We start from the raw sequence: 25,957 nt of genomic DNA on the forward strand, positions 1-25,957 counted from the left end.
GGCGGCCGCACCTGTCGCTAAAATATAAAACGCCCGATGAGGTTCATCGGGCGTTATCCGGCTGAAAAGTGTCAACCTATATCAGGACTAGTCAGTATCTCAAGATTGCGAAACAACTTCCCGCGATTTAACGATGCCATTAACCGCCGTGACTGGGCTGCTGCTGCAGCAGAGTCTCACAGAACCGGCATCGGTGATAATCGAAACAATGCCACGCGGGATCAGCTGCTAAACGCCCGTTAACTGAAAGCTATCGCCCCCGGAAGCGGGGGCTTCATCATTACAGTGGCGTGTTTTCAGTGACGGGAATTACTGTCCAAACTTTACCTTTCATGTCGTTGATACGGTAGGTAGACAATGCCCTTAAAGTACCGCCGGTTACCCCAGAGCCCAAGGTGATGAATGTCAGTGACTGCCCCTGCGAATTTTTGAATGTCTGATATTGGCTGACGGTATAGGCAACCTGCTCCTTGTCCGAGACCATCCGGTCATCCTTCAACTTCAGACTGAGAGTCCATTCCTGCAGCGTTTTACCCCGTCCTTTGGTCTTGAGCGCCGTAGCCTCATCATCCGAGACTACCAGCGCAGTGCTGGCCGGAAAATGAGCCACCACTTGTTGAATACTCGGCACTGCAGGGCTAGTGATTGGTGCATATTGATGCTGTTTTACATAATTTTGAATGTTGCACTGGATCAGCGAGTCTTGTGCTTCGACATAATCGCGATCGGACAGTCCGGTAATAGAAGTGATTTGCTGCTTATTCTGTTGCAAAGAAAGGTAGTCGCCACACGTAGTCAGCGAATGGTTTTTTCCATCAGCCGTCACCACCTGCAGTGGCTTTCCCTGAATAGAGATGTCCTGCCCGTCAGCCAGAACCGACGCAGAAACCAGCAGGGCACAGCTTGCGCCCAATACTTTCATTTTGTTCACGATAACGCTCCCTAACATGACTGGTAAGATAGGACAACATTCAACGAGCTAAGAATATCACATTGCTGAAGGGGCTGTTGATGACACGGGGGAGAATGTTGGTTAGATATGTCGCATTTTTCAGCTTGGCCCCCATTGGGCCTTAAAGGAGAATAAACAGAGGTATGCCAACGGCGACCGCCGCCTGTTAGAGGGCGGAGCGACACCCTAATCAGGTCGTGGGCAGTAAAAATAGGTTGGTGTATTCGCCCGCCGATAGTGCTTGAAGGCATACCAGCCGCTGCCGAGGAAAGAAAACATCGATACTGTGACTTGCATAGCAGATGTCAACTCACGGTTGCTCAAGATGAATACCCGGATGCAGATCCAGGTAAACTAAAACCGATAGGCTCATCATTCCCAGTCCCGTCAAACCACAGAGTATCAATGCAGACCGCCAAAGCCCGACCAGAGCAATCGCGCTCGGCTTCTGGTAATTATGGTCATCGAGCGCCACTTTACGTACAAAACGCATTACTGTGTTTTTGAACATACAAACCTCATGTCATTGAAGTGCTATTTCAAATGCGGGATTCGACCATACAAATACCGGGCGAAGGCATTAGGTTTTGTGGCCGGTTCTGGCCAAGACGGTGGATCTTTAACTAACAGGCCCAACGTTGACATACCTTCATGTTGCTTGGCCTTGCGCTCAACATAATCGTCATCGGTGTAGCCCATTGTTTCAACCACAAGCTCCGTGGTTCTCATCCTCCCTGGGTGCGTTACGGTCAATATGAAGTCAGGGAGTACGAATCCTTCCTCCTGATCGAAGTTCACCTTGATATCGAAGAGAGGCTTATTCAGGGCTATTTCATAACCCGAACTCTGCAGCCATTTACCGGCTGTTATTACGGATGTGACCGTTGTCCGCTCAAGGTTGCTGTCGACCGGTACCGGGCAGGTATAGTCGAAGAGTGCATGCGCATACGCATCGCGGCATACCACGGTGCCAGCGTCATTACGCTGGTACATCAGGATCACCCAATATTTACCACGATGGCCATCGACCTCACCGTTGATGCTTACACGCTTTTCTGGCTGGAATACCGTGGGCCCATATTGATTTGAAAACACCACTTCATCCTGAGTCACATGCTCAGAGAAAAGGATTTGGTAAAACGTTCGTACGCGTCCTGCAGGCCAGGGTTTACCGTCGGTTTCCAACGCCTGCATACGTTCTTCAAGCCGGTTTTGTTTAACCCAAGGGTCAAAGAAGACAATTTCACTGAGTGGCCGCCCCTGGGCAAAGTGCTCAAGTTCTGTGACCAACTTCACCGCATTGAGCGACTGGGTCTTCGTTCTTGCCGGCTGAGGATAAACCAGAGTTATGCGGTTTAATTCGGCAGCGTCGATCAGGGTCAGCAACAGGCGTGCAAGCGCGGGCACTCGGCGCCGACTGATTTTGTCAGTACTGGGGTTATCCGTATTTGTCGGCGCCGAAATACGCGCACCATGATCGTCTCGCGGCAGGAAAGACCGAAAATCAATACGCATGACACCGGCGTTGCGTCGGCTGCCGCGAGGCCCTGTATTGTCATCGTCTCGTTTTGACCGATGCAATGGACAATCTGCGCGGTGTTCTCCGCTGAAATTCACGAGGAATATTGAGCCATCAAGATTCCTGGCCGTGTTAAGCGGACGATCTTCTAAGGTGGTTTTGCAATCGCATGCCAGCCACAAATCCTGATCACGCATGGATCTGAGTACCGTTTCGGCCATTTGTTTTTCAGCCAGCGAATGCACCTGCCCCAGGCCACAGACATTGCCTACGGCACGGGCTTCCTCTGCAGATAACTCACGGAATAACCGCCCACGAGGCGCTTTCTTCGTTACCAGTTTCACACGGACCTCCTTTTACGCTCTACTGGTCCTCATTACAGTTTCGCATGCGAAACTTTCAAATTGGCTTACCCTCGGTGGTGTAGCTGCAGAACCGCCGGTGTTAACCGATAGTACGGTATCGACCAGGGGCCGTTACGTAAACTCGAAAAAAACGGGTTTTCTGCTTTGGTATCCCAGTAAAGGATCTCAATGATGCCCTGCTCTTCAAGTCGTCGAGCGACAGCCGCGATATTGGTTTCTGCAATGCCGGTTCGCACCACAACTTCACGTTTCTCCAGTTCCGTCTTGCCCTGGTCATAAGCGTCGAGCAAACAGGCCAGTACGGCACCGGCATAAGTACGGCGTCCGGTTTTAGACAAGGCTTCTTCTATTTCTGTAAACGTCTTCATCGCCGATTTTTCCTGTCGTGGTTTCTCGCAGCATTTTCAGTGGCCGCGCAGATCCACCCTGCCGCGATATCCTTATCCATTCCTACCGGCAAAGCCTCCAGTGCCTGCTCGAGCATTTCGGCATTGAGCGTCATGACAAACAGCGCTGCAAATGCAGCCCACTCAGCGTGTGTCCCTGGACGCCATTCATCTGCGAGCAACAAGGCCATAGCGGTCTGCATAGCCCATCGTGGGGCGCTATTGTTCTTTCCCCAATCATTGAGTGTATTTCCAAGCAAAGGCCGTACACGGTCACGCAGGAAGCCATGTTGAATGGCTGTTGCTACAAGAACGGCTGCCGCTTCGGCAGACGTCAAGGTAGTACGCATAACCCATGTTTTAACAATGACAGATAAAAACTGATCGGCCTGGTTAGCAAACAGCGCTTTGCTCATTTATACCTCTTTGATGCCAAGGATTGAGATGTCGGTGGCATCAACACACATCTCGCCAATCGGCAATTCGACCCATAGCTGGCCAAACTCTTCAGGAACCTTATCCGTCAGCAAGTACCCTTCGCTCTCTTCGAACTTCACCAATACGCGCGTAACCTTCGCGGGGAAACTGACATTTTCGCCCTTTTCAATTGCCCGTTGCTGGCTATCTTCTGTCTGAGACTGCTGCAAATCCTGTGATGTTGGAGAGAGACCGATACCCCTTGTTGGTACTCCCGAAAGCTGCTCTGTCGTGTTCCCCGCTTTTCCTGTGCTTTCGTTACTCGATTTAGCCGGCAATTGAGTGCCTTTCTTCGGGCGGCCTTTGAGGACGTTCAGCTCTTTAATCGCGGTTTGACGCGTCAGCTTTCCATCACGCGCCAACTTGGCCAACTTTTCGACACTGTCCGGACTGAGGTCATTGATTTGGCATAACGTATAGACCAGATCGATATCCTTGGTGATGTTGTCTTTCAACAGAGAGACGATCACCGCTGGCGCAGCAACCAGCCTAAAGTACTTGCTGATGAGGGCTTTCGGTTTACCCAGTCTGCGGGCTATTGAATCCTGAGTTTCACCATGAACATCCCGCAACTCTTGTAACTGAATTGCCGTCGCCAGGGGTTTCAACCCTGATTGATGCAAGTTCTCGATCAGCTGGCCATAGATACGCTTGGCCTCGTTTTCTGGTGGTGAACCAACATAGATATCGATAAATGTGTCACCACGCGACTTGGCCGACCGCCAGCGAGTTTCCCCCATCCAGATACGATAACCACGCTTGTCTCGAGGGAAGCATCGAGGAGGTGTTAATATGCCCACCTCATTGTAGGTTTGCTTCATACCTTCAATGGTCTCTTCCTCAAAGTCTTCCTCCGGACGTACCTGCGCGAGCGCATAAACGTCGTCTATCGACACACGAATAATTTGCCCTGCTGGCTCTTGTTCCGACCTGTTGACCTTCAGCTCCTGCTGGTTGAGGTTTTCATGAGGCAGCTCCAATTCGCGCTCCGGTGTCGGAGCCTCAGCCTGTGTTTGCTGGGCTGAGTTTTCCCGTCTTTTCCGCATCGCATCTTTAAAGTTCTTGGCCATCGGATCAGCCTCCCGTCCGTGCAATGATGGTATCAACCAACGCGTCGTACCGCGTTACGAGTGGACTGCCTGGGGCGTATTCTTTCATGGTCAAATTAAGCTCAATGGCTTCGCGCACTTTGGTTTGAACATAAGGGATGATCTCCAAAAGATGTTCAGAACCGAAGCCATTTTCTTCCAGAATTTCCAATATCATCTTCAGGTTTTCGGTGTCGACGGTCGCATAGCGCCCTTCTAAAACGTCTTTTTTATAGTTGGCCACCGTTGCCTGAGTGACGACGATCCCCAGCAGTTTCAGGTCCGGATTATAGCGTTCTTTGATTTTTTTCAGGGTCCGCAGATGTTTTTCGGCACCTAATCTGGATGTTTTCTCAAGCAGTGTTGGAACCAGTAAATAGTCAGCGACAAGGTGGTTGGCCATCAGCAAGTTTGACCAGACTGGTGAGGAGTCGATGAGGATATAATCAAACTGTTCACGCAGCTCTGCGAAGCGGGACCGGAAGTCATAAATACAATCGGAGTTACGGTTGTTGATATCGTTAAGCTCCTCCGTCGCCCCCATAAAGCCACGCCCATCAGAAAGCCGTAGCGGCTCGAAGGGGTCTTCACCATAGATACGGTTAACGTGTGCCAGCCCTGGCGTTAGCTGCCGGCCCGTTGGGTTTGCATCGATTTCCAGCGGCAACCCGTCAGGAAATTGGCGGGACGTCAGCGCACTCATCCAGTCACCGTCAATGGCACAGGTACGATAGCTACGGCGCTGCAGTTCAGCGGCGATTTCTGTCGTGGCGAAGGTTTTGCCAATGCCCCCTTTCTGGGAACAAATCGTGATTACTTTTGCAGCCATCTTATGATTCCTATTCAAAGGTTTCGCATGCGAAACTGAGACAATTATTCGCTGCGGCCAGCGCGATTATTTTGTTGTTCTCTGCGCTGCTTACCTGCAGCAACGAATTCCACCAAGGTGGCCTGGAAACTATAACCGTGGTGGTTAACCCCATCGGTTTCATACATGGTGTTTGTGATCGTGAAGTCCACAGACACAGTATCCCCGACCAGGCAATTTTCGGTGATGTGCTTAGCGACATAATCAAAAGCGATGAATTCGAGTTTAGTCTGATTACCGCCGCGCTTTCTCAGCTCGGCAACCGCGAAGCGGCAATACTGGGTGTCGTCTTTAACGACCATGACGGGCTGTGTCATCAGTCGGCCAACAAGTGCATTGTGCTGCATGGCATTCTCCTGTGAGTATGGCATTTCGCCGAGGGTCAATAGCGGTCTTCCGCTATCAGTCCAATGATAATAACACCCACAAATTACAATATCAATAAAGATATTGATATTGATATTGATATTGATATTTATCAAATGATGGTTTATGCGTTATGTGGCAGGCGCGCCAAGGGAGAGTAAAAACAAGAATGTCAGTTTCGCATGCGAAACTTAATACGAACCACGGTATACCAACGGAATCTGTTCGTTGGTATGCCATGGTTAACAAGCGTAGCGCGTTAGTTCTTTGCGACCAGGGCACGGGCTGCGCGAACCATTTCAAGGGAGTCTTGAGCTGGCAGCGTAAATTGGACCTGGTGACTGGCGACCATATCGAGGGCAAAGACCTTGGTATAGACCTCTGTGCTTTCAGGCTTTTCGTGGCCTAACAGTGCCTGCAACACTTTCAACGGTGTTCCCTGATAAAGCATATGCATCGCGTAGCTGTGACGAAAAACATGTGGGGTCAACGGTAGGCTAAATCGCACACCATCTCGCCAGGCACGCTCCTGCGCCTTCGTAAGCCAGTTCCGCACAGTTCGATCACTCACTTGCCAAATAGGTAAGGGGGGCGTTCACCGCTCTCGGGATTGATCTCGAATTGTTATTTGGTGCTGGAAAACAGTCGACGTAGCTCGTCAACAAATAACGGGTCAGTAAGGGGTACGGTACAATGCGCCGACTTACCTTTCTTCGGCCGCTCAGGGCCAGCACGTCGCTGTTTAGCCGTGCGGTAGATAACATGGGGCATGGTCACATTAAGACGAAAATCTCTGCGACATACTGCCAATGATTCATTGATGCGCGGCCCGGTATTCCACAGCAAATTGATAAACGCATGCTGCGACCACTCCTCAACATAATGCAGCTGTGCGGCGACTTCCGGCGCCAACAGTTCTTTTGGAAGGTCATCATACGTCATAGCCATCTGACGCAATTCCAAGGCGCGCTGGTAGTCTTGAGGCGCTATCATCTGTGACGACGGAATGACGCTCCCAGCAGAAGGGTAATGGATCAGAAGTTTGCTCATATTACTTCAGATTTTGCCACGCCGCTGCGGTTTTAATTTTTGCGATTTCTTGCCGGCATAGCGACTCGAGCTCTTCATCCTGCTGCCATTCAGCAAAGTTCAGGACCGCGTGAACCAGATTGCTTTTAATCGTTAACTGATCAACCTTTTCATACCCCAGCAAGACCAATGATTCCTGTAACCGAGTCGTCATTGCAATACCTCCTCATAGTTTCGCATGCGAAACTCTGTCATTTCAGCAAACTCATCTAAATTGGCTATAGAGCGAAATTGCCAACCCCATGATTGAAATGGCACCTCCAAGTTTGTGCCAATCTATGTAAATAACGAGCATCCCAACACAAAACACACAAAATCCAATAACAGGCACTGACATAAGACCTCCTCGAGAGGTTTCGAGTATCAGGTTGGTTTCGCATGCGAAACTGCCATGCACCGGCTACCGGCTACCGGCTACCGTACATAGCAAATGTCATAAGCATCAGCATGGCAACTATCAACCCAAAAATAACTACTATTCCTGGAAAGCCTCTCTTGATTCCCCAGAACAAAGTAACCGCGAAAACAGCAAATTCACCGCTAAGAATTGCTATTAACATGAATCGTTTCCTGTTGTTATAGTCAACCTGCTATGTACGATCTGTCTACAGATATCCCTGAAAGTTTCGCATGCGAAACTTTCTATCAACCGTTATGTTCACGCGCATCACCACAAGGGAGGGTTAGTGGACAACACAGCAGCAAGCCCGGCTATAGAAAAAATAACGCGTGCCATAGCTGCCAGGGAAATGCCCCTCCGGAATAGCAGAAAAAGGGAGAGGACTAAACTGATCCCAAAAATTACAACAAATGCGATTGCCATCAAGCTTTTCTCCTTTAAGTATCATGGATCACGCTACGTAAAAACTGTCGACTGGACAACCCCTGAAAGTTTTCCAGATTTCACGTAGCGCAATTTCTCTCAAATCTGCTCAAAAATCCGTTTTTCCCAACGTCTCCGTTCTGCCCTAGGGTAAATTATCGCCGCCGGGCGGGCAGGGCGCACGGAAAATAATACGTGCCGGTGATCGGTCAACCTATTAAACAACCAAAGTCAGGCACGGTTTTGACAGAAAAACACAGAGCAGATACATAGAGGATCAGAGGCTGTCACGGCGCTAAAATTATTCAGCCTACCTGTCGTTGTCTGATACGAGTCAGGGATCAATGCACCGTCTCTCCCTTCTCTAAAATATTGCTGCACTGATTGGAGCCCTAGCGATTTTAGATGCTCCCACTCATGAGACAACTCACTTTGCCTATTTTGCTCTTGTTTAGCCGCACTGAGTTTGCGGGCCGGATGTGGGGATGAGTAATCCGGCCGCAAGTCAGCATTGTGTAGAAAAGTGATGCAGCCGTATGACCAGTCATCCTCTACAGACCGGCGCCAGTGGTAGCAAACCCTAACCGTCAAACGTTCACTAAAATGAAGTGGCCATAGAATTTGCTCGTCGATGCCAAAGAGCAGTGCGTCGACTTCTTCCACATCTACCCTCGATTTCATCTGACTTACTGCAAAGGATAAATTATCGCCAGCTTTACGGGCTGAGTACCCCGTTTCTTCGCGCTTTTTCGTGGATTTAGCCCTGCCATGAGCAGAGACAGCATTTTCAAAGTTTGATAATTCTCGGGCCACATACGAACCGCACCTGTAAAGCTGGAGGGTTTGAAGAGGGTAAGTCCTTTCCTCTCTCAGGCTTTGCCTTATTAGCTGATCCAGCAGCTCAATATCTATCGCTTTAAGGGCATTTTTCACGTCTCGTGGAGTATTTATCTCACTCATCAAATTAATTCCCTTCTTGCTAAGAAGAACCATTGGAGAACCTACTCCGCTGGTTTTTAGTTAGTAATGCAATCATGTTCCTTTCAGCATGGCAATGGCGTCAAGTTCCGGCATCGAGAATTGCACCCGATGCCGTGCCGCCACATCCAGCGCAAACACCTTCGTATACACCTCCGTCGAGCTGACCGACTTGTGACCCATTAGCGCCTGCAGTACCTTGAGCGGAATGCCTGCATAGAGCATATGCATCGCGTAGCTGTGGCGGAAGGTGTGCGGGGTGATAGGTACCGAGAACGTCACACCGTCGCGCGCTGCAGCCTCCACGGCCTCCGCCAGCCAGCTGCGTACCGTCCGATCGGTGATCGTCCACAGTCGCGCCTTCTCCATGCGACCCGTTTTGGGATTCCGACGTTCCAGCGGAATTTTCAGCGTGGCCACCATCGTCTGCAACTGCGCGACGTACTGCGGATCGGACAGCGGTACCAGGCGGTGTGCTGAGCTGCCCCCCGGAAGTCGGCCAGCAGTTCGGGCGGCTTTTTCCGTGCGTTGCTTGAGCGTGGCCAATTGCGCGAACGGGTAGGGGGCGCCAGTGAGAAGTTCTCGCGCGTCAGTGCCAGCGCCTCGTTGATCCTGGCTCCGGTATTCCACAGGGTGGCTATCAGCATTTTTCGGTACAAATCAGGCACATAATGGAGCAGGGCGCTGATCTCCGGCGCCAGCAGGTATTTGGGGTAGTCGTCGTGAACCTGCGCCATCTGCCGGAGCGCCAGTGCGGCCGGGTAATCGATAGCCACGGGCAACGGTGCCGGATTTACTGAATGCGAGCCAGGCAGGGCAGGGAGGGACGAGATACTCATGCCTTTTCCTCGATCGATAACGCCGCCAGCGACTGGGCCATCAGAACAGCCTGAACGCGGCGCCGTTTTCTTTCCTCCCGCCATTCTTTCCAGAGGACGTTCTGGGCCGACCAGGGGGTCGCATCAAGACGGGTATGCGGGAGGCCCGCTAACTGCCTCAGTCGCCGGGCCTGGATGATGGCCTTGAGTCCGAGACGGGTATACTGGTACTGCCGTGCCTCAAAAAATTCATCAAAGTCGGGGGGAATATGCTCTGCAGAATGAATAGTCCGATCAGCCTCCCCCTGAATCACCGGCAACTCCCTAATACGGTACATTAGCTTTGCGGGTAACACCCGCCAGTCCCCGGCAACAGCTGAATAGTCGAGGACAGGAACAGATATTGTCGGAACCGTGATAGCTTTGGAGTTCACGTCACCGTGATCGGTAGCAACTCCAGCACAGCCCTCTACAAATTGCTCAATCAGGAAGACCAGCTCAGTGGCGATAAAAAGCCGCTCACTGGCCTGCTTCGCCGCCACTGCTCTTTCCTCACGCCGGCGGGTAAAGTAGTGGGCCAGGTACACACCGCCCAGTGCCGCGCCGGCGGATGAAACCGCCGTGATGATCTGCGGCCACAGGCCGGCGCTGTCTTTGACGATCTTCACGCCCTCAGTGGCAATAAACCAGTCACCCATGAGTGTTCCTTATTGAGTACAAAATCCCGCCCACCATTATGATCACTTCTCTGCGGATAGGAAAAAGGGCTGCGAAAACATGGACCCCGTTTCTCCGATAAGGAGCCTGGTTAACACCAGATGTAAATCCACCTTCACAGCACCTTCCGGCAGCCCCCTAAAATCTCTGGCGCGCCAGGAGTCAATTCGCCAGCCATTTTCTGGTTGTTCATGGATGTTTAAGCGGCGGGCCAGTTCCTTCCCGTTCAGATCAACGATGAAATGAATATCAGGGGAGATCCCGTCCGGATTGGCAATACCAGGTTCGCAGAGATACCACACGAATCTGTAGCCGCTATCCTTCAGCTCACAAAAAAGTTCCTGCTCGTCCACTTATTCCCTCTTCAGTCCTTTCCACAAAATTATCAAATCCCGCAATCACCACAACCATCACCTCAGTGACGATGATCGCCCTCGCAGTTTCCCACTGTAAAAATCACCAACCTGATAATAAGCAACCATATAACCACAATGTTAAATTACCGGAAGCCTGTTTCCGGGTGATCCGACTTTCTGGCTTATGACAACTTTCCGGAAGTGTACCACGCACAAAGAAGAAGCAAATCCCTGCTTTCCGGTGCTGAGTGGGTGGTCCCGGGGTAGGGGGGGGGGGGGGGCACAACATATAGAAGAAAACTCAGTGAGTGAGTGGCACATGCTGTGTTTTTGTGCCACTGCGCGCCGGGCGGGGTGAAGAAGGTCCGGGACCCGGTTTTCGGATCTGACCGTGAAAAAGGACAACCTGTAGGGATGTACTGTATTGTATGTATTACTTGTATTTTGTGTATTTTTTACGCCAGGGGTACGATGACGGCATTCCCCGACAGACCGGAGCCTGACCATGACCCCACTCTCCCCGGACACTCTCCGCCGTATTGAAGACGCCGCCGCGGCCCTGATCGCCGCCGGCACCCCGAACCCGAGCAACGAGCAGGTGCGGGCGCACCTCGGCGGCGGCTCCCTGTCGCACATCTCCCCGGTGATGCGCGCGTTCCGCGCCCGCCTGCGCGAACAGCGTGCGGAGCAGGCGCCGGCGCTGCCGGCAGAGCTGATGCAGCTGCTGACCGGCCAACTGGGTCTGCTGTGGCAGGCGGCCGTGAAACAGGCCGACGCCGACACCCTAGCGGCGCGTGAGCAGGCCGACGCGGATATCGCCCAGGCTGACCAGGAGCGCGACGCCGCGCTGGCGACCGTGGCCCGGCTTGAGAGCGAGCTGGCGGTGCTGCGCGAGGTGGTGGCCGAGCGCGATCGCCTGCTGCAGGAGACCAAGGCCGAGCTGAAAGGCGTGCGCGAGGAAACTCGCACCCTGCAGACCGAACTGCTGACGCTGGCGCGCGGCGACGGGAAGGTGAAGCAATGAGAGCGGAAACCGAGGCCCGCGTGAAGGCTTTCCGCCGGGCGCTGAGGCTGGCCCGTGATACACCGGAAGAGTGCGGTAAACTGGCGCGATGGTACCCTGATGTCCAGGGATTTCCGGGGGGCTGCTGCGAGCTGGCCAGCCATTTTCTAGCGAAGTACCTGAAGGATCATGATGACACGCTGTGCCCGTACCTCCTACAGCTGGACGCTTCTGAAACCTTTCGAAAGGCAACGGGTTCTACTGTTCACGGCCACGTTATCGTCGCCCTGAACGGGGATTACATTGACCTGACGCTGGATCAGTTTGATGAATATGAAAACTACGTCACGGACGAACCAATAGGCTCCGACGCCCCGGTTGACCAACTGCTGGCCGGTATCAGACGATATGCGGAAGAAGAAGGCGCCATACGCACGCGCGACATTAACCTCTCCGGTGGCGAAGCCCTCTATGAATGGCTGCGTAACACAGCCAATCGCCGGGCACCGACGACGGCCTGCCCCTGCACCTCAGTGGCACTGTCTTCCAGTCGACCTTCAGCTGGCCGGTGTTCGCCGAGCTGCGCCGCCTGCTGCGCGCGTCAGGACGGCGATCGCACCCGCAGCTATCAGGGGCGGCATGTTTCGCCGCGCTGTACGGCGATCTGTGATCGCCGCAGTAACGCAATATTGTCAGATTTGCCCTATAGTTAGGGGCGATCGCCGAGGCGCGGTCTTGTAGCAACCGCTCATTTTTAACCAATGGATCATGACATGAGAAAATCTACGTTTGCCGCTCTGCTGTTACTGTGCCTGACGCCGGCGCTGGCGATCGGTGCCACACAGGCCCCCCACGCCATCATCAAAACCGCCCCTGTTTATCCTGAACAGGCCTTGTCGAAAAGCACCAGTGGCGTCGTCAAGGTGAAATACGATATCGAGCACGACGGCACGGTCAGCCATGTGCGTATTGTGCAGGCGAAGCCTGCCGGGGTCTTTGACGAGGCGGTGCTGACCGCCATGAAAAGCTGGCGCTTTGAACGCGATCAGCCGGTGAAGGATCGCGAATTTACCATTAACTTCACCACCAAGCCGACCAACTCGGTCTATGGCAACGGGGTTCCATTTCGCTGATCGCCCGCAAAGCCGGTACGATGGCAAGCGAGAAAGATGAAAAGGACCGGTGCCCAGGGAGGCGAGAATGACCAAAGCGTATTATTGGAAAAGTCAGGTGTGGGGCGTGACGTACTTTTTTATCGCGCTCTATTATATCCATATCTTCCAGCCCAGCGTGAATGTCCCACTCTCTCTGGTCGCCGCCATCCTGAGTCTGTTGCTGTATCCCTGCGCCAAAAAAGCCATTGAAACGGCCGCCCTGCAGTTCACCAGTGAAGCATTCTGGCACCGTGGGTTGTTCGCCGATACCATCGGCAAAAATGGGGTGCTGATCCTGTATTATGCCTTCTGTTTTGTCATGGCCCTGCCGCTGGGCGCCCTGTATCTGCTTGCCCTGTTCCTCCGAAATAAAAAGGCCGCGTAAGCGGCCTTGCTTTACGTTAAATACCGGCGGCTTTGTTGACCTTCTCCACAAGCTTTTCATTAACCATCACGCTGACCAAGGTCATGATGATGGCAAAGCCAAAAATGCCCAGCGGCGTACCCAGTATCACGCTGTAGGCAAACGCCGTCAGCGCCGTGGCGGCCATGCCCGCCCCGATGGTCTCAATCTTCACGAAAAGTGGTCTGAAGTTCTGCGTCCGGATCGCTTTAGGCAACTCGACAACGAAGACATCGTAGGCATCGATGACCTTGCCCGTGTAGTTGAACGCCTTGCTGAACTTGGCAAGGTTCTGGGCGATATGCTCTCGGCGCACCGACTCCAGCGCTTTGGCCACCGCTTCGCGATCGGCGACGCTGAATTTCTTGTTCAGCACGTCCTTGTACTTCTCAAACGCCTTCAGCGCCTCTTCCGCATTTTTGAGCGTTTTCCCCCTGGCCGCATCGGCCAGCTCTTTGGCCACCTTGGCGGACTGCTCGCCAAATTTCTCCGTCAGTTCCTTGTAAAAGTCCGCCGTCGTCTTGATGGCGTCTTTCATCGCCTCCTCTTCTTTCTTCCTGGCTTCTTCAGCCTCCCGCGCCTGCCGCTCTGCTCGCAGGGCGTTCAGCCGCTTTTCTGCCTCCAATTTTTCTCGCTGAGCCTGTTCAATACGTTGCTGTGCCAGGTTTGCTTCATTTCGCGCCGATACAATAGCAGCCTTGTGTGCATTGACTTTATTACCGGCATCCTCTGCATCGCCCCGAAGTATCGCTTGAGATGTCTTACCTCCTTTTTTCGATAACGCAATCAGCCTGTCCCATTCAGCCTCTAGCGCTGGAAGTTGCTTCTCAAGTTCAGTGGCGCGGCTCTCTGCAACTGACTTCTCTGTACTTGCCGTGTTAATTTGCTGCTGTACTTCATTAAGTTTACGCTGCTGCAATTGCTCATTATTCTGAGCACCCCATTCAACCTGCTTGCGTTTCGCCTCTTCGGCCGCCTTACGTCGGGCTTCTTCGTCCGCCTTACGTCGGGCTTCTTCGTCCGCCTTACGCTTGGCGGCGTCTTGCTGTTCTTTTTGCCACTGCTGATAGGCATTGGTCAGGCCAGGCACGGCCACATTGGATTTCCGATACCCGGTGCGATCACTCCCTTTGCCGCCGCCGTTGATCTCGTATTTTTGCGTGATCTCGGTCATGACCTTGTTGTTGTCAAGCCAGAAGCCCGGGGGGATTTGGCCGCGACGGACCGCCGTAAAGATAGCCAGCGGAAGGGTATAGTCTGCCGCCGGGTTTTTGCCGGCATAGCGCCCATCCGAAATGCTGGCGTTATTGCCAAAATTCTGGCCGGCCGGCGGTTTGGCAGCATTGATGATGGAATTCAGTACGCGGCTTGCACTGCCCGCACCATCATTCACTAACGATGAATTCTCATAGTTCATGACGACCCCGTTCATCGTTGCTTGGCCCTCGGCATTGATAATGACCTTGCCAAAGCGGGAGGTATTCACATCACCGGGCTTCATGATCACCATATTGATAGTGCCGGTATTGCCACCGCCGCTGTCGCCCCCGTTGCCTGTGGGGCCAGTAGGACCAGGTCGGCTGGGAGGATCGCCGGTCACCGTCATGCTGTCGCCATCATCCGGTGAATGATAAGTAAATTTGGTATTTGCATTAAAAAGCATGGGCTATCTCCGTTGATTAATACTGTACGAATGCACAGTTAAATCGACTGTATAGACCGTGTCTGTCGGGGACAACCCCATGGAGGTCACTCTCGTTTGTGTGCAGGCTGGTACAACATTCATTAAAGAGAATGCATGACCGAATACCCCCGAATCGGTCCCAGCGAGATCCGAGACTGCCAGAAAACGGATCTGGACGGGAAAGCGAAAGAAAATGGATAGGCTGTACATGTCCATATGCCACACATCTGCATGTACCAGAGATATACATATACCATACATCTGCATATGCCTGCACTATACATGCGCCCTGTGTCCGCCTATACTGAGCCTATGCTGATGGGCCATGAGGCCATAACACCAGGAGGACATCATGCGAACCGTATCGATATTTAAAAACGGCAATAACCGCGCCATCCGTCTGCCTCGCGATCTGGATTTTGAGGGAGTGAGCGAGCTGGAGATCGTCCGGGAAGGGGACAGACTCATCCTGCGTCCCGTCCGGCCGACCTGGGGCTCGTTCGCGCAGTTGGAAAAGGCCGATCCGGACTTTATGGCGGAGCGTGAGGACGTTGTCAGTGACGAGGGACGCGTTGACCTGTGAACAAGACCTATATGCTGGATACCAACATCTGTTCGTTCATCATGCGCGAGCAGCCGGAAGCCGTGATCAAACGTCTTGAGCAGGCGGTGCTGCGCAATCACCGCATCGTGGTGTCGGCGATCACCTATGCCGAAATGCGTTTTGGGGCTGTTGGCAAGAAGGCCTCACCGCGCCATGCGCAGCTGGTCGACGCGTTCTGCACCCGCCTCGATGCCGTGCTGGCCTGGGACCGGGCGGCGGTGGACGCCACCACCGAAATAAAGGCCATGCTGGCCACGGCCGGGACGCCAATCGGGCCGAACGACACGGCGATCGCCGGGCACGCCATCGCCGCCGGCGCCGTGCTGGTGACGAATAATACAAGAGAGTTTGCGCGGGTACCGGGGCTGAAACTGGAAGACTGGGTGAAATGATAGCAGGCATTAATGACGGAACAGTAAAAGAATGAGTGAACTGAAAATTGATAATCCAGCTCAGAGACTGCTGGATTTACTTGAGCAAGGAAATAAATATCAGAGGGCAGATAATTGTCGCGAAGTCTGGCAAAAAATATTACAGGTTGAGGGCAGGGAAGAGCAGCATCTCCTCACCCGGCTGGCACACGCTATGGCACTGCCCGGACGCATTATCCAGGTAAGGGAAGACAATTTTTCCACCCTTCGTGGCAACTCAAACCACTGGAAAAGCCACGTTGATAAAGCATTTTTCTCACAAAGCTTAAACGGCAGCTGGAGTTCATTCCTGGATAACATTGATGAGCGTACACTGACTGAACTTGGCATGCTGTCCGATCTGTTTGAAACGCGAGGCGCGCATGCGGGTATCGCGGCAGACGAAATTGCTGCCTTGCTGGAGCGGATAACGCAACTGCGTAGCGACATTCGAGAAAGTGGACTTTCTGCCATGATAAGAACCCTGCTGCTGAAACAACTTTCGCAGATCTAGGAAGCACTGGAAACCTATGATATTTCGGGTGTGGAGCCGGTGATGGATGCCGTCCAGTCCACACTGGGACTGGCCGTTTTACATCCTGAATACCGGAATGAAATCAGCAAGGGCGCTGACAGTCAGTTTGGGGAAAAAATTTCCGAGCTGCTGAGTGATGTGGCGAATGTGGTGACAGTCGCCGGGGCGCTGCCCGCATTAACCGCCGCAGTGAATATGGCTCTGACGTATTTATCCCAGTAACCTTCATCGGCATCTGTACGCGGGTGCCATTTCACTTTTCCGTGGCCATCTTCACACCATTTCCTCATCGGTCTGAATCATTTCCGAGTTTTACAGAAATCGGATCTCACCCGAAAATGAGACAAGGTGATCTAGGCTTTACCTATCCATATGCCTGACATCTGCATATGCGGGAATACTCCTTGGCACACTCAGCATATGAGGAAAAACCATGCGCACAATTTCTATTTTTAAAAACGGCAATAACCGCGCCATCCGTCTGCCCCGTGATCTGGATTTTGAGCGGGTGAGCTAACTGGAGATCGTCCGTGAAGGGGACAGCATCATTCTGCGCCCCGTCCGGCCTACCTGGGGCTCCTTTGCTCAGTTTGAAAAGTCGATGCAGATTTTATGTCGGAGCGTGAGGATGTTGTCAGCGACGAGGGACGACTTGACCTGTGAACAAGACCTATATGCTGGACACCAACATTTGCTCGTTCATCATGCGCGAACAGCCGGAAGCAGTGATTAAGCGGGGGCGGGCGAGCCGTTAAAGTCAATACAGGTAATGGACATAACGGCCTTTAAGACCGCCCACGTAACTGTAAATACACCAGAGGCATTAAGAAAAACCATATATCTACATTTCTTATTGTAGCATTTATGATCTTGCTCACCGGTCGCCAGTTTACCTGGGTTCAGGTGGCGGCTTACCGTGGCCGTACCCGGGCCTGTACTTCCTTGAATGTTGTTCACTTTAGCTGTACATTTAAATTGAACAATTAAAAGGGGAATTTATGAACAGTTATACATACAGCAATGCTCGAGAAAATCTGGCTGCAATTCTTGACATGGCGGCGACTGGCGAGCCCGTTGAAGTCACTCGGCGAAATGGTGAATCAGCAGTGGTTGTGAGCAAAACCGAGTTTGAGCGTTATCGCAAAGCAGCGCTCGATGCTGAATTTGCCGAGATCATGCAGACTCACGGCACGGCATACACGGAGCTTTCAAAACGATGAAATTAGTCAGTTCACAGGAAGTGATCGAGTTTCATGATCGTTTAATCTCCCGTGATGGTGGCGTTCCTGGCATGGCCGAACCTGGCCGTGCCGATGCCATCATTCACCGAGTGTTAAACATGCATCATTACGAAGGTGTAACGGACATTTACGATCTGGCCGCCGTGTATCTGGTCGCCATCGCACGTGGTCACATCTTCAACGACGCGAACAAACGAACGGCGCTGTTTGTCACTCAAGTTTTTTTGAAGCGCAATGATGTACAAATCATTAGTTCACGGATTTCGTTTGATGAAATGCAAATCATCGCAGTCAACGCTGCAACTGGTGAATATACCTGGAAGATGGTTTCCGACTACCTAAAGGCAATAGTCCTTTAAATTACCCGCCAAGATGAAGCGTTCCGCGACGAACTGTGCCGCAGTAATATGTATTTTATACCCTTTTTTAACCCCCACAACATATTAGACGTTCGAGTAATTCTGTCCTGTCGCCCAGGCCGACTCCTGTCCATCAGTCAAATCAGCATCAGCTATCGATCGGCGCTGACTGGCGCTCAGTATGTAGTGTGTCGGGCTGGTCGTTTTCTTCGCCCCTGTCCCATCCTATGAGGAGGTCACCCCGCGCACCTGGAAAAAAGACCCTATCGAAAAAATGTCCAACCAGGGCGACGGACAGATTGGAATTATTTATATATAGATGTTTCCTACTTACCGGTTTTCGGATCTCTCCCGAAAAGAGTGAAGCGGGTGTAGGCAAGGCATAACCCTATGTCAAGCATCCACGTATCCCAGTGCTATGTATAGGCATAGATTACACCTATGCTTAATCTACACAGATGGGCCATTAGACTATAAAACCAGGAGGACATCATGCGAACCGTATCCATTTTTAAAAACGGCCATAACTGCGCTATCCGTCTGCCGCGCGCTCTGGATTTTGAAGGGGTGAGTGAGCTGGAGATCGTACACTCCCAGCGGGTAGGTATGCCCGTTGGGAGTGCATGACGCATGGCATGAGCCGTAGTCTGCATTACAGAAGTGAGATACTTTCCGCTTGACGTGGTGAAATGGTCAAATGAAGCAAAGCCCCCTCTACGAAGGTGGCTTTTATACGATGATTACAAATAGGAAGGGTGAGATAAGCGGTAGTACTGGTGCTTTCTTGTGGAATTGTGTTTCCAACTTTTGGCCACATCATAGGCATCAGAAGGGTAATCATCCCATGGATCTGCGAGTCGCTTTCCGCGGGCCGCTCTCAGCTTCATTGGATATTCTTTATATTCAATAAGGTGGAGATAAAAAAAACTTTTCTCCTGCCGAGTGCTGAAACGCTTGTGTAGCCAGTTCTTGAGTAAAGGGTAATAAACCCCACTAAAACGACATCCAGGGTAGGTTATAGCGTACTTGTACTGCTGTTTCAGTTTTTTCATGATACTTCCAGGTGAGTTGACGATACCTAGAAGTGATCCTCTGCATAGTAGTTCATTCTGCCCCCTAATAAACCCAGCCTATAGTAGCCTGGAATTTACAGGTGAGGCTACTGTAAAAGCATGTATTCGGCTCAGTGTGCCAATTTCGCTTCTCTACGTTAGCATCGAATACGTTGTGGGCTTATCCGACACGCTCCGTCACCGAAAATGCCCGATGTGGGTCCCCGTGGAGGAATCTGGGGTCGGAAGAGCTACAAGCAAAAGTGAAGGAAGATCAAGCAGCATCCGTCTATCTCTATCTTCGTCACTCGCGGGGGCCTCGACGTGAAACACAACTTCTGGTGACTGCTGTTCTTCAAAAATAATGACGTCGAAGCCCTCTGACGCTACGCCGTCATTCATCTGCGGCGTGATACCCCGGCCCCTGCCGGGCTTCGGCCCGGGTACACGTCAGTACATTACATCGATGGGACAGGCTTTTACTCCTTACAGAGCATAGGCAGGAATGACTTACAGCACACTGCAGTACCCGCACCGTTGGCGACGGGGGATAATCATTTTTTAAGTGGGACCACGGTCCCACCTAACGAAATTTAACCGGCGTTGTGAAGACAGCAATGGGAAAGCTGACAGGTGGGACCGTGGTCCCACGTCAAGGATTAGCGGTTTGGCGATTTTGCATGCTCGGCGAGCAGCGTTTCAATACGTTCAATCAGAGAAGCAGGCGCATCCGTCAGACTAAAGGACACTGCATTTTCTGAGTATTTCGCCTCAATACCAATGGCAAACTTACGCACGGTGACATCTGGTTTCGTTCGAGTGACCGGCATCAGGCGTTTTAGCAGTTCTTCAGTACTGAATGTGACACCTTCAGATTGCTGTTCGCGTAACACTTGAGTCAGCAGTTTTAGCGCGGCAAAATCAGACTCATGAAACTTATAGAGTATTTCACCACTGCGGGCGCTCAGTTCATTGGGATTCGTAAACAACTGTAAGGTTTCAATTGGCAGTTCTGCGGTTTTTATACAGCGCTGAATAATCTTGCGTGAGATGTTCTCAGCCTCCGCGAGATGACTGACGTTCCCATTAAATTCAGAAAAGAGCCGACGGGCATAGCGTAACCCACGCTCATATGCACTGGTTGGCCGATAATCATTTCCGATTTGAGATAGCCAACGCATCTGTGCATCGTTCAATTCACCGACGAGAACTTTGTACTCACTGCCAGTCAGAATGGCGGCCTTACGGCGTCGACTGCCATCCGCAATTTCGACAAGGCCATTCTGACTACGTCCAAAAGCGGGGGACTGTTGACCTGACGTTAGAAACGAGGGCAACAAATCATCAAGGGAGGATTCGGTCAATAGGTCCTGAAGACGTTCGTTGCCGGCAAAGATGGTCGTTTTGACTTCTATTTGATCCGAAGCGATGGTTTTCAGAACAAAGGTCACATCCTCCCCACATACCGGCAGGATGATAGAGTTGCCTTTCATCGTGCTAACACGTGAAGAAAGCTGGCTTACTGCGGGTGCTGAAGGTGAGGGTTCACTCTCTTTTACCGGAACCGCATTAGCTTCATCAAAATTGATCGTCGGTGCATGACGTAATACAGGGGCTCTTTTCATTACACATTCTCCCAACGCGTTTTGATTAATCGATTATAGATCTCAGCACAAACCGGTTCCCAAATGGCCACAGCGTTACGCCAGGCAGCCGGCGTAGAACGCTGATTCGCCGCTTGCTCGAAAACGGTACGCATCCTCACCTGGCCTTTTCCGACTTCATCTGTCACACGCACCACTTCCTTCAGAACCATCCCGCCCCAGGCGTTACGGATTTGGTCATCCATCCATTGAGATTGGCTACCGACTGCATTGCTGAATTTCGTGATCAGGACGCGAACATCGGGTTCAAAACCGTTCAAGTCAATATTGAGCATCAGATCGCGCAACATGGTAAAAAACTGCAGGGTAGAGACATAGTCATAAAGCTCCGCCGGCGTAGGAACGACAATGACATCTGCGGCACAGGCGACATTAATTGTCCCTATCCCAAGATTGGGAGCACTGTCCAGCACGATCACATCATAGCTGTCCCAAACAGATTCAATGGCAGCCCGAAGAAGAAGGTGCGGTGCCACAGGGAGTTTCCCGGCATCATGCAACGGATAAATTTCGGATTCTATACGGTGTACAGCCAAGCAGGATGGAATGATGTCCAGATTTGGCCAGCACGTGGGTTTGATGGCATAAGCGGCATCGTCACGCTGACCCATATAATAAGGGAGAAGGGTATCTTCCGGATGAATATGCAAATCCGGAACATAGCCATGATAAAGCGACGCAGTTGCCTGAGGATCTGTGGCGTCAATTAATAAGACACGTAACCCTTGTAATGCCATCCATTGAGCAATATGTACCGATGTGGATGTTTTATAAGCCCCCCCTTTATGGGCAGCTACCGCAAGGACAACAGGATCCTGTCCGGCCGGCCTTGTTGGGCGAGTACCAAACACATCTCTCATTGCATTGATTTGCTGTATTGAGTATCCGGTGCGTTGCTCAACCCGTCCAATCATTGCAGTTTCCGGGGATGGCAACTTTCCTGACTCTTCATAGTTTCGGATCGTTTGCGCCGTGACACCCACAAGATCTGAAGTCTCAGTGATCCGCCAACGCCGGGTAATTGCTCGAGCTTCCGGGCTGTCGTTACCAAATTGCGCTTTAGCGATTTCCTGCGTCATAAATTGACCACGTTCTATACAACGATCCAGCGTTGACTTGAGATCCATGTTATCCCTTATTCAGTTTTTTGCATCTTTATAGTAAATCATCAACAAAAACGCAAAACAACAGTTATAACGCATAAGGAGACAAATAAGGTATAAACATGACGAATGTCAGTAGAAGACCGAGCTAACGCGATCATGAGGATGTATAAAGAAGGGATTAAATGAGCAAAGATCATAAACAAACATCCGAAGAATATTTGTTATTTTATTCTTTTTAACTTTCTCTTTATTAGCTAAATAATCAAATAATATCAACAACATAATTTCATATATGTGGAGTGTTTTTCTGTCTCCCGTGGATCTATTTCATGATCTACGTGGATCCTTTTCATGCCTTATGAAGAAGGAATTTCTGTTGATAAATTAAGATGTTGGATACTAAACGGCAATTTTATTGCTACAGGATCGGTCTGAATCATCATTATGTACCTTGCAGGGGTCAGACGCAAAGGTGGAGTAATTTTCTGTTCAGTCTCTCTTTACTGAACAACGGGTTACTCTCATCCGTGGAGATATTTCCTGTTGGTGCGTGAGTAAAGGTGGGGGTATTTCCTTTGAAGGTTAGTTACAGGTGGAAGGATTTTATGTCAAGGGTGATGAGTAACTGTGGAGACATTTCCTGTGGTTGGGCCCGAGTGCTGTTTGACCTGATGTGTGGGAGGGGCAAATAATGGTGGAAGGATTTTCTGTACCTATAGAGTGTATGTGGATGGATTTTCTGCATGAATTGACGGTATTGGGAGGAGGGCGGTCCTGTTCATGTAACAAACAAAGGTGGAGAGATTACCTGTAAGGTTGTCAGGAAGGGTGGACAAATTTCCTGTTAAAGGGTGCCGAAAAGGGTGGAATGATTTCATGTATATGTCATGCGGCGCATTGAGATCTTATTCTGTATACAGTTTCTTCTGATATCGGCTTTTATTCAGCGGCTTGCCTGGAGAAAGGGGAGGGAGAGTATTCAAAGCATTTCTATGAGTGGAGACATTTCCTGTTCGTGCGCAGTAAAGGTGGAGTTATTATCTGTGACGGCGCGATGTCATTGCAAGCCCTGATAGGGTCGTTGGGAAGACAGGTGGAATCATTTCCTGATGCGGGTAAATTTGTTGTGAGGAATATCATGGTTCAAGGTGGAGATTACGATTTACGTGCCCCTTCTTAATGTGGAATAATGTTGTGGTGTTTCCACATTATGGATAGAGCGAATGAATCATGACACATTGACTGTGGTGCAGGGGAACGATCTTCTTGAAGGTGCCTATGGTGTCACTCTAGACGAGATGCGCCTCCTGAACCTGGCCCTTGCGCAAATTGATAGCAGAAAGCCACAACCAGACATGTTGTACACGCTTTATCCTCGTGATTACCAGCGTATTTACGGTGTCAACCCGACCAGCAGTCACCGGCAACTACGTGATGCCGCTGATAGCCTTATGAAAAAACCAGTGACGATCTACAAGGAAGACCGAAATGGGAAAGTCAGAACGGTTCAGCTTTCCTGGTTTTCTCGTCTAGAGTATGTCAGCAATGACGACCACAGTGCGGTCGTGCTGCGTTTTGGCCAGGACGTTGCCCCTTATCTTTTTGAGCTGAAAGAAAGCTTTACCAAACTGGACTTTATAAACCTGGCCAGGCTGGATACCCCTTTCTCGATCCGTCTTTACAGCTGGCTGGTCAAAGCACGTAACCTGACCCGGTATCGGAACCACGGGACCATAGAAGTGACCCTCGAGATCGAATGGATGCGAGAGAAGGCTAACCTGCAGGGAAAATACCAGGATTACCGGGACTTCAGGCAAAAACTGCTGCAACCTTCTCTCGATCGCATCAATGCCTCGACCGATATTTCGGTGATTTGGGAGCCGGTGAAGATTGGCCGCTCTGTACACGCCATCAAATTTACCTACGTTGACGAGTCCGCTCCAGAAGCGGTGAAACCGATGCGTCCACGTCTGCCACGTCGCCCTCATGTGACGGCAGGATCCGCTGCTGAAGGGGAGTGGGCCAGAAAATGCATCGCACTGCTGACTCAGTATATGGCGCAGCTGGCTGCCTATGATCCTAACGAGAAGGTGACTGTGCCTGACTTACGAAAACTGGCCGGTTGGTACAAGAAAGTGGGACATCGTGACCAGGAAAGAGAAACACTGGACGCCATCAAACTTCGGGCTCAACGTCGAAAAACAGCCAAGTGATGCGCATTTTGGAAGAGGGCAGGGTGGTCGGTTGCTCGATGAATATAGATATTCACTGATCTTATTTCGTCAATCTGCCAGGTATACCGCAGACCGTCATATTTTACGCCGAGTCATGTGACCGACAGCATGACTGGTCCCGGCGGCATCAATATGCGTTATAAAAGTCATTCTTTTTGTTCCCTATCATACTGGGTCAACCTGTTGCATCCAGCACGAGTCGCACTTTACAACGTCAATGAAGGCCATTAACCGCAACAGAGCGTGCCAGATACATCGATAACGTAAAGTACTTGACGTTAACCGTGGATAAAAACGGGCTGCCGAGATTGAATGTTTACCGTTTGAGCGGCGTCTTGCCTGACGTATCGTCGCAGGCCCGCATCGATTCTCATCCACCACAATCAGGATTGCGGTGGGGGCGCTCGATCCGCATATCGAGCACGATTATGTGGGAAAGTCCAGCGCTTCGATATCCATAGATTGATGGAGAACTCGGGAAATCAGTACTTCATCGTCTTGTTTTATAATATATATCCCATGCTTCTTGTATTGAAAGCGTCGCATGTCCTGACAGATCCAGTGACATTCAGCACCTAACCCGGTATTCTGAGCCAGTAATTCAAAGACCTTTACAAGCTCTTCATGATAACGTTTAGCCTGAGTAAGGCCAAAATGCTGGAGTGTATAACGAACAATATGGTAGATATCTTCGTCAGCCAACACGGAGAGTTTATATATTGGCATCTTTCACTGCTGCTGAAAAAATGTCATCCATAGTGCGGTTGCTAACCGGGGCATTTACGCCAGCCAGAACCATTTCCCGTACGCTTTGAATACGTTGTTCACGCGCTTCCATCAGCCTTAACGCATCGCGAAGCACTTCAGATGTATTACCATAGCGGCCAGATTGGACCATTTCTCCCACAAAGCCCGTAAAATGTTCACCCAGTGTTACGCTGGTTACTCGTGCCATTTGAATTCTCCATTGTATTACTCAGTAATACAAATATACGTGAGTGGTACATTGAATTCAACGTTTCTTATATTGTCGTACAACACCTCTATCTGTCTGCCACGTCATTTTTTGCCATTGCGGAATACTTAACCGCCGGATCACAGACTGTCCAGGAGCGCCTTGCGGTTGAACGTACGTCCCCGCTAGAGATCCTGTTCAGACAAAGTCATCAGTGTAAGCAGCGCAATGCTCTCATCCCGACGAATGTAATCGTCATAGACTCAATCACATACGCAGGCTGGCCGTTTTGCGTCACGATCAGGGGGTCGCTGACATCGAGTGTGGCCGCATTTTGTTTCAGATAACGGAGCGTCACAATTCTCATCCTGTTTCCCTCGTTCGGCCTGCAGCAAAAGACTAACGCTAGAGCGTTAGTCGGCGGATGTACGCTGTCATCACTGCCATCCTGTGGTGAGTTCTAACACCATTCACTAACTAGTGACAACGTCACATAACGACTCCCTCAACAGTTACTCATGCAATCAAAGGTGGAGACATTATCTGTTCGGACTGAGCAGCTGCATAGCCTGTTCAGGGGTCATCTCAAATCGCACGCCCAGTTGCCCAGCAACGTCCAGCGCGAAGACCCGGGTGTAGATCTCGGTGCTTTTATAATCCCCCCATGTCAGGGTAGTTGTCGCCTCCAACTGAAAAATCATCAGGGGGTTGGAGACGATATTTATGAAGACCTATTCACCCGAGCGTAAAG

At 51.1% G+C, this 25,957-nt stretch carries 29 protein-coding genes and 6 pseudogenes; 14 read left to right on the forward strand and 21 right to left on the reverse strand.

The genetic code is table 11. The features are described 5' to 3' along the window. Nucleotides 1–280 precede the first annotated feature (280 nt). The 14 genes and pseudogenes from M2407_RS25355 to M2407_RS25420 all read right to left on the reverse strand — a co-directional run bounded on the left by M2407_RS25355 (nucleotide 281) and on the right by M2407_RS25420 (nucleotide 10,799). The gene (locus M2407_RS25355; protein WP_259220175.1) at nucleotides 281–922 is read right to left on the reverse strand and encodes a hypothetical protein; all 642 of its coding nucleotides are present in this window, start codon (nucleotides 920–922) and stop codon (nucleotides 281–283) included. Nucleotides 923–1,262: 340 nt separating this feature from the next. Next, nucleotides 1,263–1,463, reverse strand: coding sequence for a hypothetical protein (locus M2407_RS25360; RefSeq protein ID WP_259220152.1), 201 nt, complete (start codon nucleotides 1,461–1,463; stop codon nucleotides 1,263–1,265). Nucleotides 1,464–1,486: 23 nt separating this feature from the next. Next, nucleotides 1,487–2,815, reverse strand: a complete 1,329-nt coding sequence (locus M2407_RS25365) for a hypothetical protein (protein WP_259220153.1) — start codon at nucleotides 2,813–2,815, stop codon at nucleotides 1,487–1,489. 65 nt (nucleotides 2,816–2,880) lie between these two features. Next, on the reverse strand, nucleotides 2,881–3,204 hold the full coding sequence (locus M2407_RS25370; RefSeq protein WP_259220154.1) for a hypothetical protein: 324 nt from the start codon (nucleotides 3,202–3,204) through the stop codon (nucleotides 2,881–2,883). Beyond that, nucleotides 3,201–3,638, reverse strand: coding sequence for a hypothetical protein (locus tag M2407_RS25375; RefSeq protein WP_259220155.1), 438 nt, complete (start codon nucleotides 3,636–3,638; stop codon nucleotides 3,201–3,203). Before M2407_RS25375 ends, M2407_RS25370 begins: the two co-directional genes overlap by 4 nt. Continuing rightward, a complete protein-coding gene (locus M2407_RS25380; protein ID WP_259220156.1) occupies nucleotides 3,639–4,769 on the reverse strand; it encodes a ParB/RepB/Spo0J family partition protein in 1,131 nt (376 codons plus the stop codon). Between the two features lie 4 nt (nucleotides 4,770–4,773). Then, nucleotides 4,774–5,616, reverse strand: a complete 843-nt coding sequence (locus M2407_RS25385; RefSeq protein WP_259220157.1) for a ParA family protein — start codon at nucleotides 5,614–5,616, stop codon at nucleotides 4,774–4,776. 44 nt (nucleotides 5,617–5,660) lie between these two features. Continuing rightward, nucleotides 5,661–6,002, reverse strand: coding sequence for a hypothetical protein (locus M2407_RS25390; protein ID WP_259220158.1), 342 nt, complete (start codon nucleotides 6,000–6,002; stop codon nucleotides 5,661–5,663). Nucleotides 6,003–6,280: 278 nt separating this feature from the next. Continuing rightward, nucleotides 6,281–7,071, reverse strand: a pseudogene (locus M2407_RS25395) (tyrosine-type recombinase/integrase). 1 nt (nucleotide 7,072) lies between these two features. Next, on the reverse strand, nucleotides 7,073–7,264 hold the full coding sequence (locus M2407_RS25400) for a hypothetical protein (protein WP_259220159.1): 192 nt from the start codon (nucleotides 7,262–7,264) through the stop codon (nucleotides 7,073–7,075). 900 nt (nucleotides 7,265–8,164) lie between these two features. Further along, complete coding sequence (locus tag M2407_RS25405; protein WP_259220160.1) at nucleotides 8,165–8,893, reverse strand: hypothetical protein; 729 nt, start codon at nucleotides 8,891–8,893, stop codon at nucleotides 8,165–8,167. Nucleotides 8,894–8,965: 72 nt separating this feature from the next. After that, nucleotides 8,966–9,750, reverse strand: a pseudogene (locus M2407_RS25410) (site-specific integrase). Continuing rightward, on the reverse strand, nucleotides 9,747–10,427 hold the full coding sequence (locus tag M2407_RS25415; protein WP_259220161.1) for a hypothetical protein: 681 nt from the start codon (nucleotides 10,425–10,427) through the stop codon (nucleotides 9,747–9,749). The pseudogene M2407_RS25410 and the gene M2407_RS25415 overlap by 4 nt, the downstream one beginning before the upstream one ends. A 42-nt stretch (nucleotides 10,428–10,469) precedes the next feature. Further along, nucleotides 10,470–10,799, reverse strand: coding sequence for a hypothetical protein (locus tag M2407_RS25420; protein ID WP_259220162.1), 330 nt, complete (start codon nucleotides 10,797–10,799; stop codon nucleotides 10,470–10,472). 508 nt (nucleotides 10,800–11,307) lie between these two features. Here M2407_RS25420 and M2407_RS25425 point away from each other — a divergent pair. The 4 genes from M2407_RS25425 (at nucleotide 11,308) to M2407_RS25440 (ending at nucleotide 13,344) form a co-directional block, all read left to right on the forward strand. Then, nucleotides 11,308–11,826 (forward strand): DNA-binding protein, encoded by a 519-nt coding sequence (locus M2407_RS25425; protein WP_409049662.1) that lies wholly within the window; start codon nucleotides 11,308–11,310, stop codon nucleotides 11,824–11,826. Beyond that, the gene (locus tag M2407_RS25430) at nucleotides 11,823–12,518 is read left to right on the forward strand and encodes a hypothetical protein (protein ID WP_259220163.1); all 696 of its coding nucleotides are present in this window, start codon (nucleotides 11,823–11,825) and stop codon (nucleotides 12,516–12,518) included. Before M2407_RS25425 ends, M2407_RS25430 begins: the two co-directional genes overlap by 4 nt. A 60-nt stretch (nucleotides 12,519–12,578) precedes the next feature. Further along, the gene (locus M2407_RS25435) at nucleotides 12,579–12,938 is read left to right on the forward strand and encodes a TonB family protein (RefSeq protein WP_259220164.1); all 360 of its coding nucleotides are present in this window, start codon (nucleotides 12,579–12,581) and stop codon (nucleotides 12,936–12,938) included. 67 nt (nucleotides 12,939–13,005) lie between these two features. Further along, the gene (locus M2407_RS25440; protein WP_176980220.1) at nucleotides 13,006–13,344 is read left to right on the forward strand and encodes a colicin E1 family microcin immunity protein; all 339 of its coding nucleotides are present in this window, start codon (nucleotides 13,006–13,008) and stop codon (nucleotides 13,342–13,344) included. Nucleotides 13,345–13,360: 16 nt separating this feature from the next. Here the strand turns inward: M2407_RS25440 and M2407_RS25445 are convergent, their stop codons facing one another. Beyond that, nucleotides 13,361–15,025 carry a colicin-like pore-forming protein gene (locus tag M2407_RS25445; protein ID WP_259220165.1) on the reverse strand — a complete coding sequence of 555 codons (1,665 nt, stop codon included), beginning with the start codon at nucleotides 15,023–15,025 and terminating at the stop codon, nucleotides 13,361–13,363. A gap of 373 nt (nucleotides 15,026–15,398) precedes the next feature. Between M2407_RS25445 and vapB (M2407_RS25450) the strand changes: the two genes are divergently transcribed. From vapB (M2407_RS25450) to M2407_RS25490, 9 genes and pseudogenes are all read left to right on the forward strand, one after another. After that, on the forward strand, nucleotides 15,399–15,629 hold the full coding sequence (gene vapB, locus M2407_RS25450) for a type II toxin-antitoxin system VapB family antitoxin (protein WP_259220166.1): 231 nt from the start codon (nucleotides 15,399–15,401) through the stop codon (nucleotides 15,627–15,629). Further along, on the forward strand, nucleotides 15,626–16,042 hold the full coding sequence (locus M2407_RS25455) for a PIN domain-containing protein (RefSeq protein ID WP_259220167.1): 417 nt from the start codon (nucleotides 15,626–15,628) through the stop codon (nucleotides 16,040–16,042). The genes vapB (M2407_RS25450) and M2407_RS25455 overlap by 4 nt, the downstream gene beginning before the upstream one ends. 31 nt (nucleotides 16,043–16,073) lie before the next feature. Further along, nucleotides 16,074–16,574 carry a hypothetical protein gene (locus M2407_RS25460; protein ID WP_259220168.1) on the forward strand — a complete coding sequence of 167 codons (501 nt, stop codon included), beginning with the start codon at nucleotides 16,074–16,076 and terminating at the stop codon, nucleotides 16,572–16,574. A gap of 42 nt (nucleotides 16,575–16,616) precedes the next feature. Further along, nucleotides 16,617–16,817, forward strand: a complete 201-nt coding sequence (locus tag M2407_RS25465; protein WP_259220169.1) for a hypothetical protein — start codon at nucleotides 16,617–16,619, stop codon at nucleotides 16,815–16,817. Nucleotides 16,818–17,028: 211 nt separating this feature from the next. Further along, nucleotides 17,029–17,258, forward strand: a pseudogene (gene vapB / locus M2407_RS25470) (type II toxin-antitoxin system VapB family antitoxin). After that, nucleotides 17,255–17,332, forward strand: a pseudogene (locus tag M2407_RS25475) (VapC toxin family PIN domain ribonuclease); the annotation flags it as partial. The pseudogenes vapB (M2407_RS25470) and M2407_RS25475, both read left to right, overlap by 4 nt. Before the next feature lie 261 nt (nucleotides 17,333–17,593). Next, nucleotides 17,594–17,815 carry a type II toxin-antitoxin system Phd/YefM family antitoxin gene (locus tag M2407_RS25480; protein WP_130955036.1) on the forward strand — a complete coding sequence of 74 codons (222 nt, stop codon included), beginning with the start codon at nucleotides 17,594–17,596 and terminating at the stop codon, nucleotides 17,813–17,815. Beyond that, complete coding sequence (locus M2407_RS25485) at nucleotides 17,812–18,195, forward strand: type II toxin-antitoxin system death-on-curing family toxin (protein ID WP_259220170.1); 384 nt, start codon at nucleotides 17,812–17,814, stop codon at nucleotides 18,193–18,195. Before M2407_RS25480 ends, M2407_RS25485 begins: the two co-directional genes overlap by 4 nt. A gap of 492 nt (nucleotides 18,196–18,687) precedes the next feature. Continuing rightward, a pseudogene (locus M2407_RS25490) lies at nucleotides 18,688–18,783 on the forward strand (AbrB/MazE/SpoVT family DNA-binding domain-containing protein); the annotation flags it as partial. A gap of 152 nt (nucleotides 18,784–18,935) precedes the next feature. Here the strand turns inward: M2407_RS25490 and M2407_RS25495 are convergent. From M2407_RS25495 to sopA, 3 genes are all read right to left on the reverse strand, one after another. Further along, a complete protein-coding gene (locus M2407_RS25495) occupies nucleotides 18,936–19,247 on the reverse strand; it encodes a hypothetical protein (RefSeq protein WP_259220171.1) in 312 nt (103 codons plus the stop codon). A gap of 659 nt (nucleotides 19,248–19,906) precedes the next feature. Continuing rightward, nucleotides 19,907–20,872 (reverse strand): ParB/RepB/Spo0J family plasmid partition protein, encoded by a 966-nt coding sequence (locus M2407_RS25500; RefSeq protein ID WP_259220172.1) that lies wholly within the window; start codon nucleotides 20,870–20,872, stop codon nucleotides 19,907–19,909. After that, nucleotides 20,872–22,038 carry a plasmid-partitioning protein SopA gene (gene sopA / locus M2407_RS25505; RefSeq protein WP_259220173.1) on the reverse strand — a complete coding sequence of 389 codons (1,167 nt, stop codon included), beginning with the start codon at nucleotides 22,036–22,038 and terminating at the stop codon, nucleotides 20,872–20,874. The genes M2407_RS25500 and sopA overlap by 1 nt, the downstream gene beginning before the upstream one ends. Before the next feature lie 1,202 nt (nucleotides 22,039–23,240). Between sopA and M2407_RS25510 the strand changes: the two genes are divergently transcribed. Further along, nucleotides 23,241–24,230, forward strand: a complete 990-nt coding sequence (locus M2407_RS25510; RefSeq protein ID WP_259220174.1) for a replication initiation protein — start codon at nucleotides 23,241–23,243, stop codon at nucleotides 24,228–24,230. Between the two features lie 447 nt (nucleotides 24,231–24,677). On the opposite strand, the gene M2407_RS25515 is transcribed toward M2407_RS25510, so the two are convergent. The 3 genes and pseudogenes from M2407_RS25515 to M2407_RS25525 form a co-directional block, all read right to left on the reverse strand. Next, nucleotides 24,678–24,971, reverse strand: coding sequence for a type II toxin-antitoxin system RelE/ParE family toxin (locus M2407_RS25515; protein WP_241390048.1), 294 nt, complete (start codon nucleotides 24,969–24,971; stop codon nucleotides 24,678–24,680). After that, the gene (locus M2407_RS25520) at nucleotides 24,964–25,206 is read right to left on the reverse strand and encodes a type II toxin-antitoxin system ParD family antitoxin (RefSeq protein WP_017891099.1); all 243 of its coding nucleotides are present in this window, start codon (nucleotides 25,204–25,206) and stop codon (nucleotides 24,964–24,966) included. The genes M2407_RS25515 and M2407_RS25520 overlap by 8 nt, the downstream gene beginning before the upstream one ends. A gap of 185 nt (nucleotides 25,207–25,391) precedes the next feature. Beyond that, a pseudogene (locus M2407_RS25525) lies at nucleotides 25,392–25,573 on the reverse strand (type II toxin-antitoxin system Phd/YefM family antitoxin). Between the last annotated feature and the right edge of the window lie 384 nt (nucleotides 25,574–25,957).

Origin of the sequence: Serratia sp. BIGb0234 (assembly GCF_024809915.1) — a bacterium.
GTDB classification, from domain to species: domain Bacteria; phylum Pseudomonadota; class Gammaproteobacteria; order Enterobacterales; family Enterobacteriaceae; genus Serratia; species Serratia liquefaciens.

Coding starts and splice junctions, on each gene's coding strand:
- M2407_RS25355 (WP_259220175.1), bottom strand. CDS start 922: ATGAAAGTATTGGGCGCAAGCTGTGCCCTGCTGGTTTCTGCGTCGGTT.
- M2407_RS25360 (WP_259220152.1), bottom strand. CDS start 1,463: ATGTTCAAAAACACAGTAATGCGTTTTGTACGTAAAGTGGCGCTCGAT.
- M2407_RS25370 (WP_259220154.1), bottom strand. CDS start 3,204: ATGAAGACGTTTACAGAAATAGAAGAAGCCTTGTCTAAAACCGGACGC.
- M2407_RS25375 (WP_259220155.1), bottom strand. CDS start 3,638: ATGAGCAAAGCGCTGTTTGCTAACCAGGCCGATCAGTTTTTATCTGTC.
- M2407_RS25380 (WP_259220156.1), bottom strand. CDS start 4,769: ATGGCCAAGAACTTTAAAGATGCGATGCGGAAAAGACGGGAAAACTCA.
- M2407_RS25385 (WP_259220157.1), bottom strand. CDS start 5,616: ATGGCTGCAAAAGTAATCACGATTTGTTCCCAGAAAGGGGGCATTGGC.
- M2407_RS25390 (WP_259220158.1), bottom strand. CDS start 6,002: ATGCAGCACAATGCACTTGTTGGCCGACTGATGACACAGCCCGTCATG.
- M2407_RS25400 (WP_259220159.1), bottom strand. CDS start 7,264: ATGACGACTCGGTTACAGGAATCATTGGTCTTGCTGGGGTATGAAAAG.
- M2407_RS25405 (WP_259220160.1), bottom strand. CDS start 8,893: ATGAGTGAGATAAATACTCCACGAGACGTGAAAAATGCCCTTAAAGCG.
- M2407_RS25415 (WP_259220161.1), bottom strand. CDS start 10,427: ATGGGTGACTGGTTTATTGCCACTGAGGGCGTGAAGATCGTCAAAGAC.
- M2407_RS25425 (WP_409049662.1), top strand. CDS start 11,308: ATGACCCCACTCTCCCCGGACACTCTCCGCCGTATTGAAGACGCCGCC.
- M2407_RS25430 (WP_259220163.1), top strand. CDS start 11,823: ATGAGAGCGGAAACCGAGGCCCGCGTGAAGGCTTTCCGCCGGGCGCTG.
- M2407_RS25435 (WP_259220164.1), top strand. CDS start 12,579: ATGAGAAAATCTACGTTTGCCGCTCTGCTGTTACTGTGCCTGACGCCG.
- M2407_RS25440 (WP_176980220.1), top strand. CDS start 13,006: ATGACCAAAGCGTATTATTGGAAAAGTCAGGTGTGGGGCGTGACGTAC.
- M2407_RS25445 (WP_259220165.1), bottom strand. CDS start 15,025: ATGCTTTTTAATGCAAATACCAAATTTACTTATCATTCACCGGATGAT.
- vapB (WP_259220166.1), top strand. CDS start 15,399: ATGCGAACCGTATCGATATTTAAAAACGGCAATAACCGCGCCATCCGT.
- M2407_RS25460 (WP_259220168.1), top strand. CDS start 16,074: ATGAGTGAACTGAAAATTGATAATCCAGCTCAGAGACTGCTGGATTTA.
- M2407_RS25465 (WP_259220169.1), top strand. CDS start 16,617: ATGGATGCCGTCCAGTCCACACTGGGACTGGCCGTTTTACATCCTGAA.
- M2407_RS25480 (WP_130955036.1), top strand. CDS start 17,594: ATGAACAGTTATACATACAGCAATGCTCGAGAAAATCTGGCTGCAATT.
- M2407_RS25485 (WP_259220170.1), top strand. CDS start 17,812: ATGAAATTAGTCAGTTCACAGGAAGTGATCGAGTTTCATGATCGTTTA.
- M2407_RS25495 (WP_259220171.1), bottom strand. CDS start 19,247: ATGAAAAAACTGAAACAGCAGTACAAGTACGCTATAACCTACCCTGGA.
- M2407_RS25500 (WP_259220172.1), bottom strand. CDS start 20,872: ATGAAAAGAGCCCCTGTATTACGTCATGCACCGACGATCAATTTTGAT.
- sopA (WP_259220173.1), bottom strand. CDS start 22,038: ATGGATCTCAAGTCAACGCTGGATCGTTGTATAGAACGTGGTCAATTT.
- M2407_RS25510 (WP_259220174.1), top strand. CDS start 23,241: ATGAATCATGACACATTGACTGTGGTGCAGGGGAACGATCTTCTTGAA.
- M2407_RS25520 (WP_017891099.1), bottom strand. CDS start 25,206: ATGGCACGAGTAACCAGCGTAACACTGGGTGAACATTTTACGGGCTTT.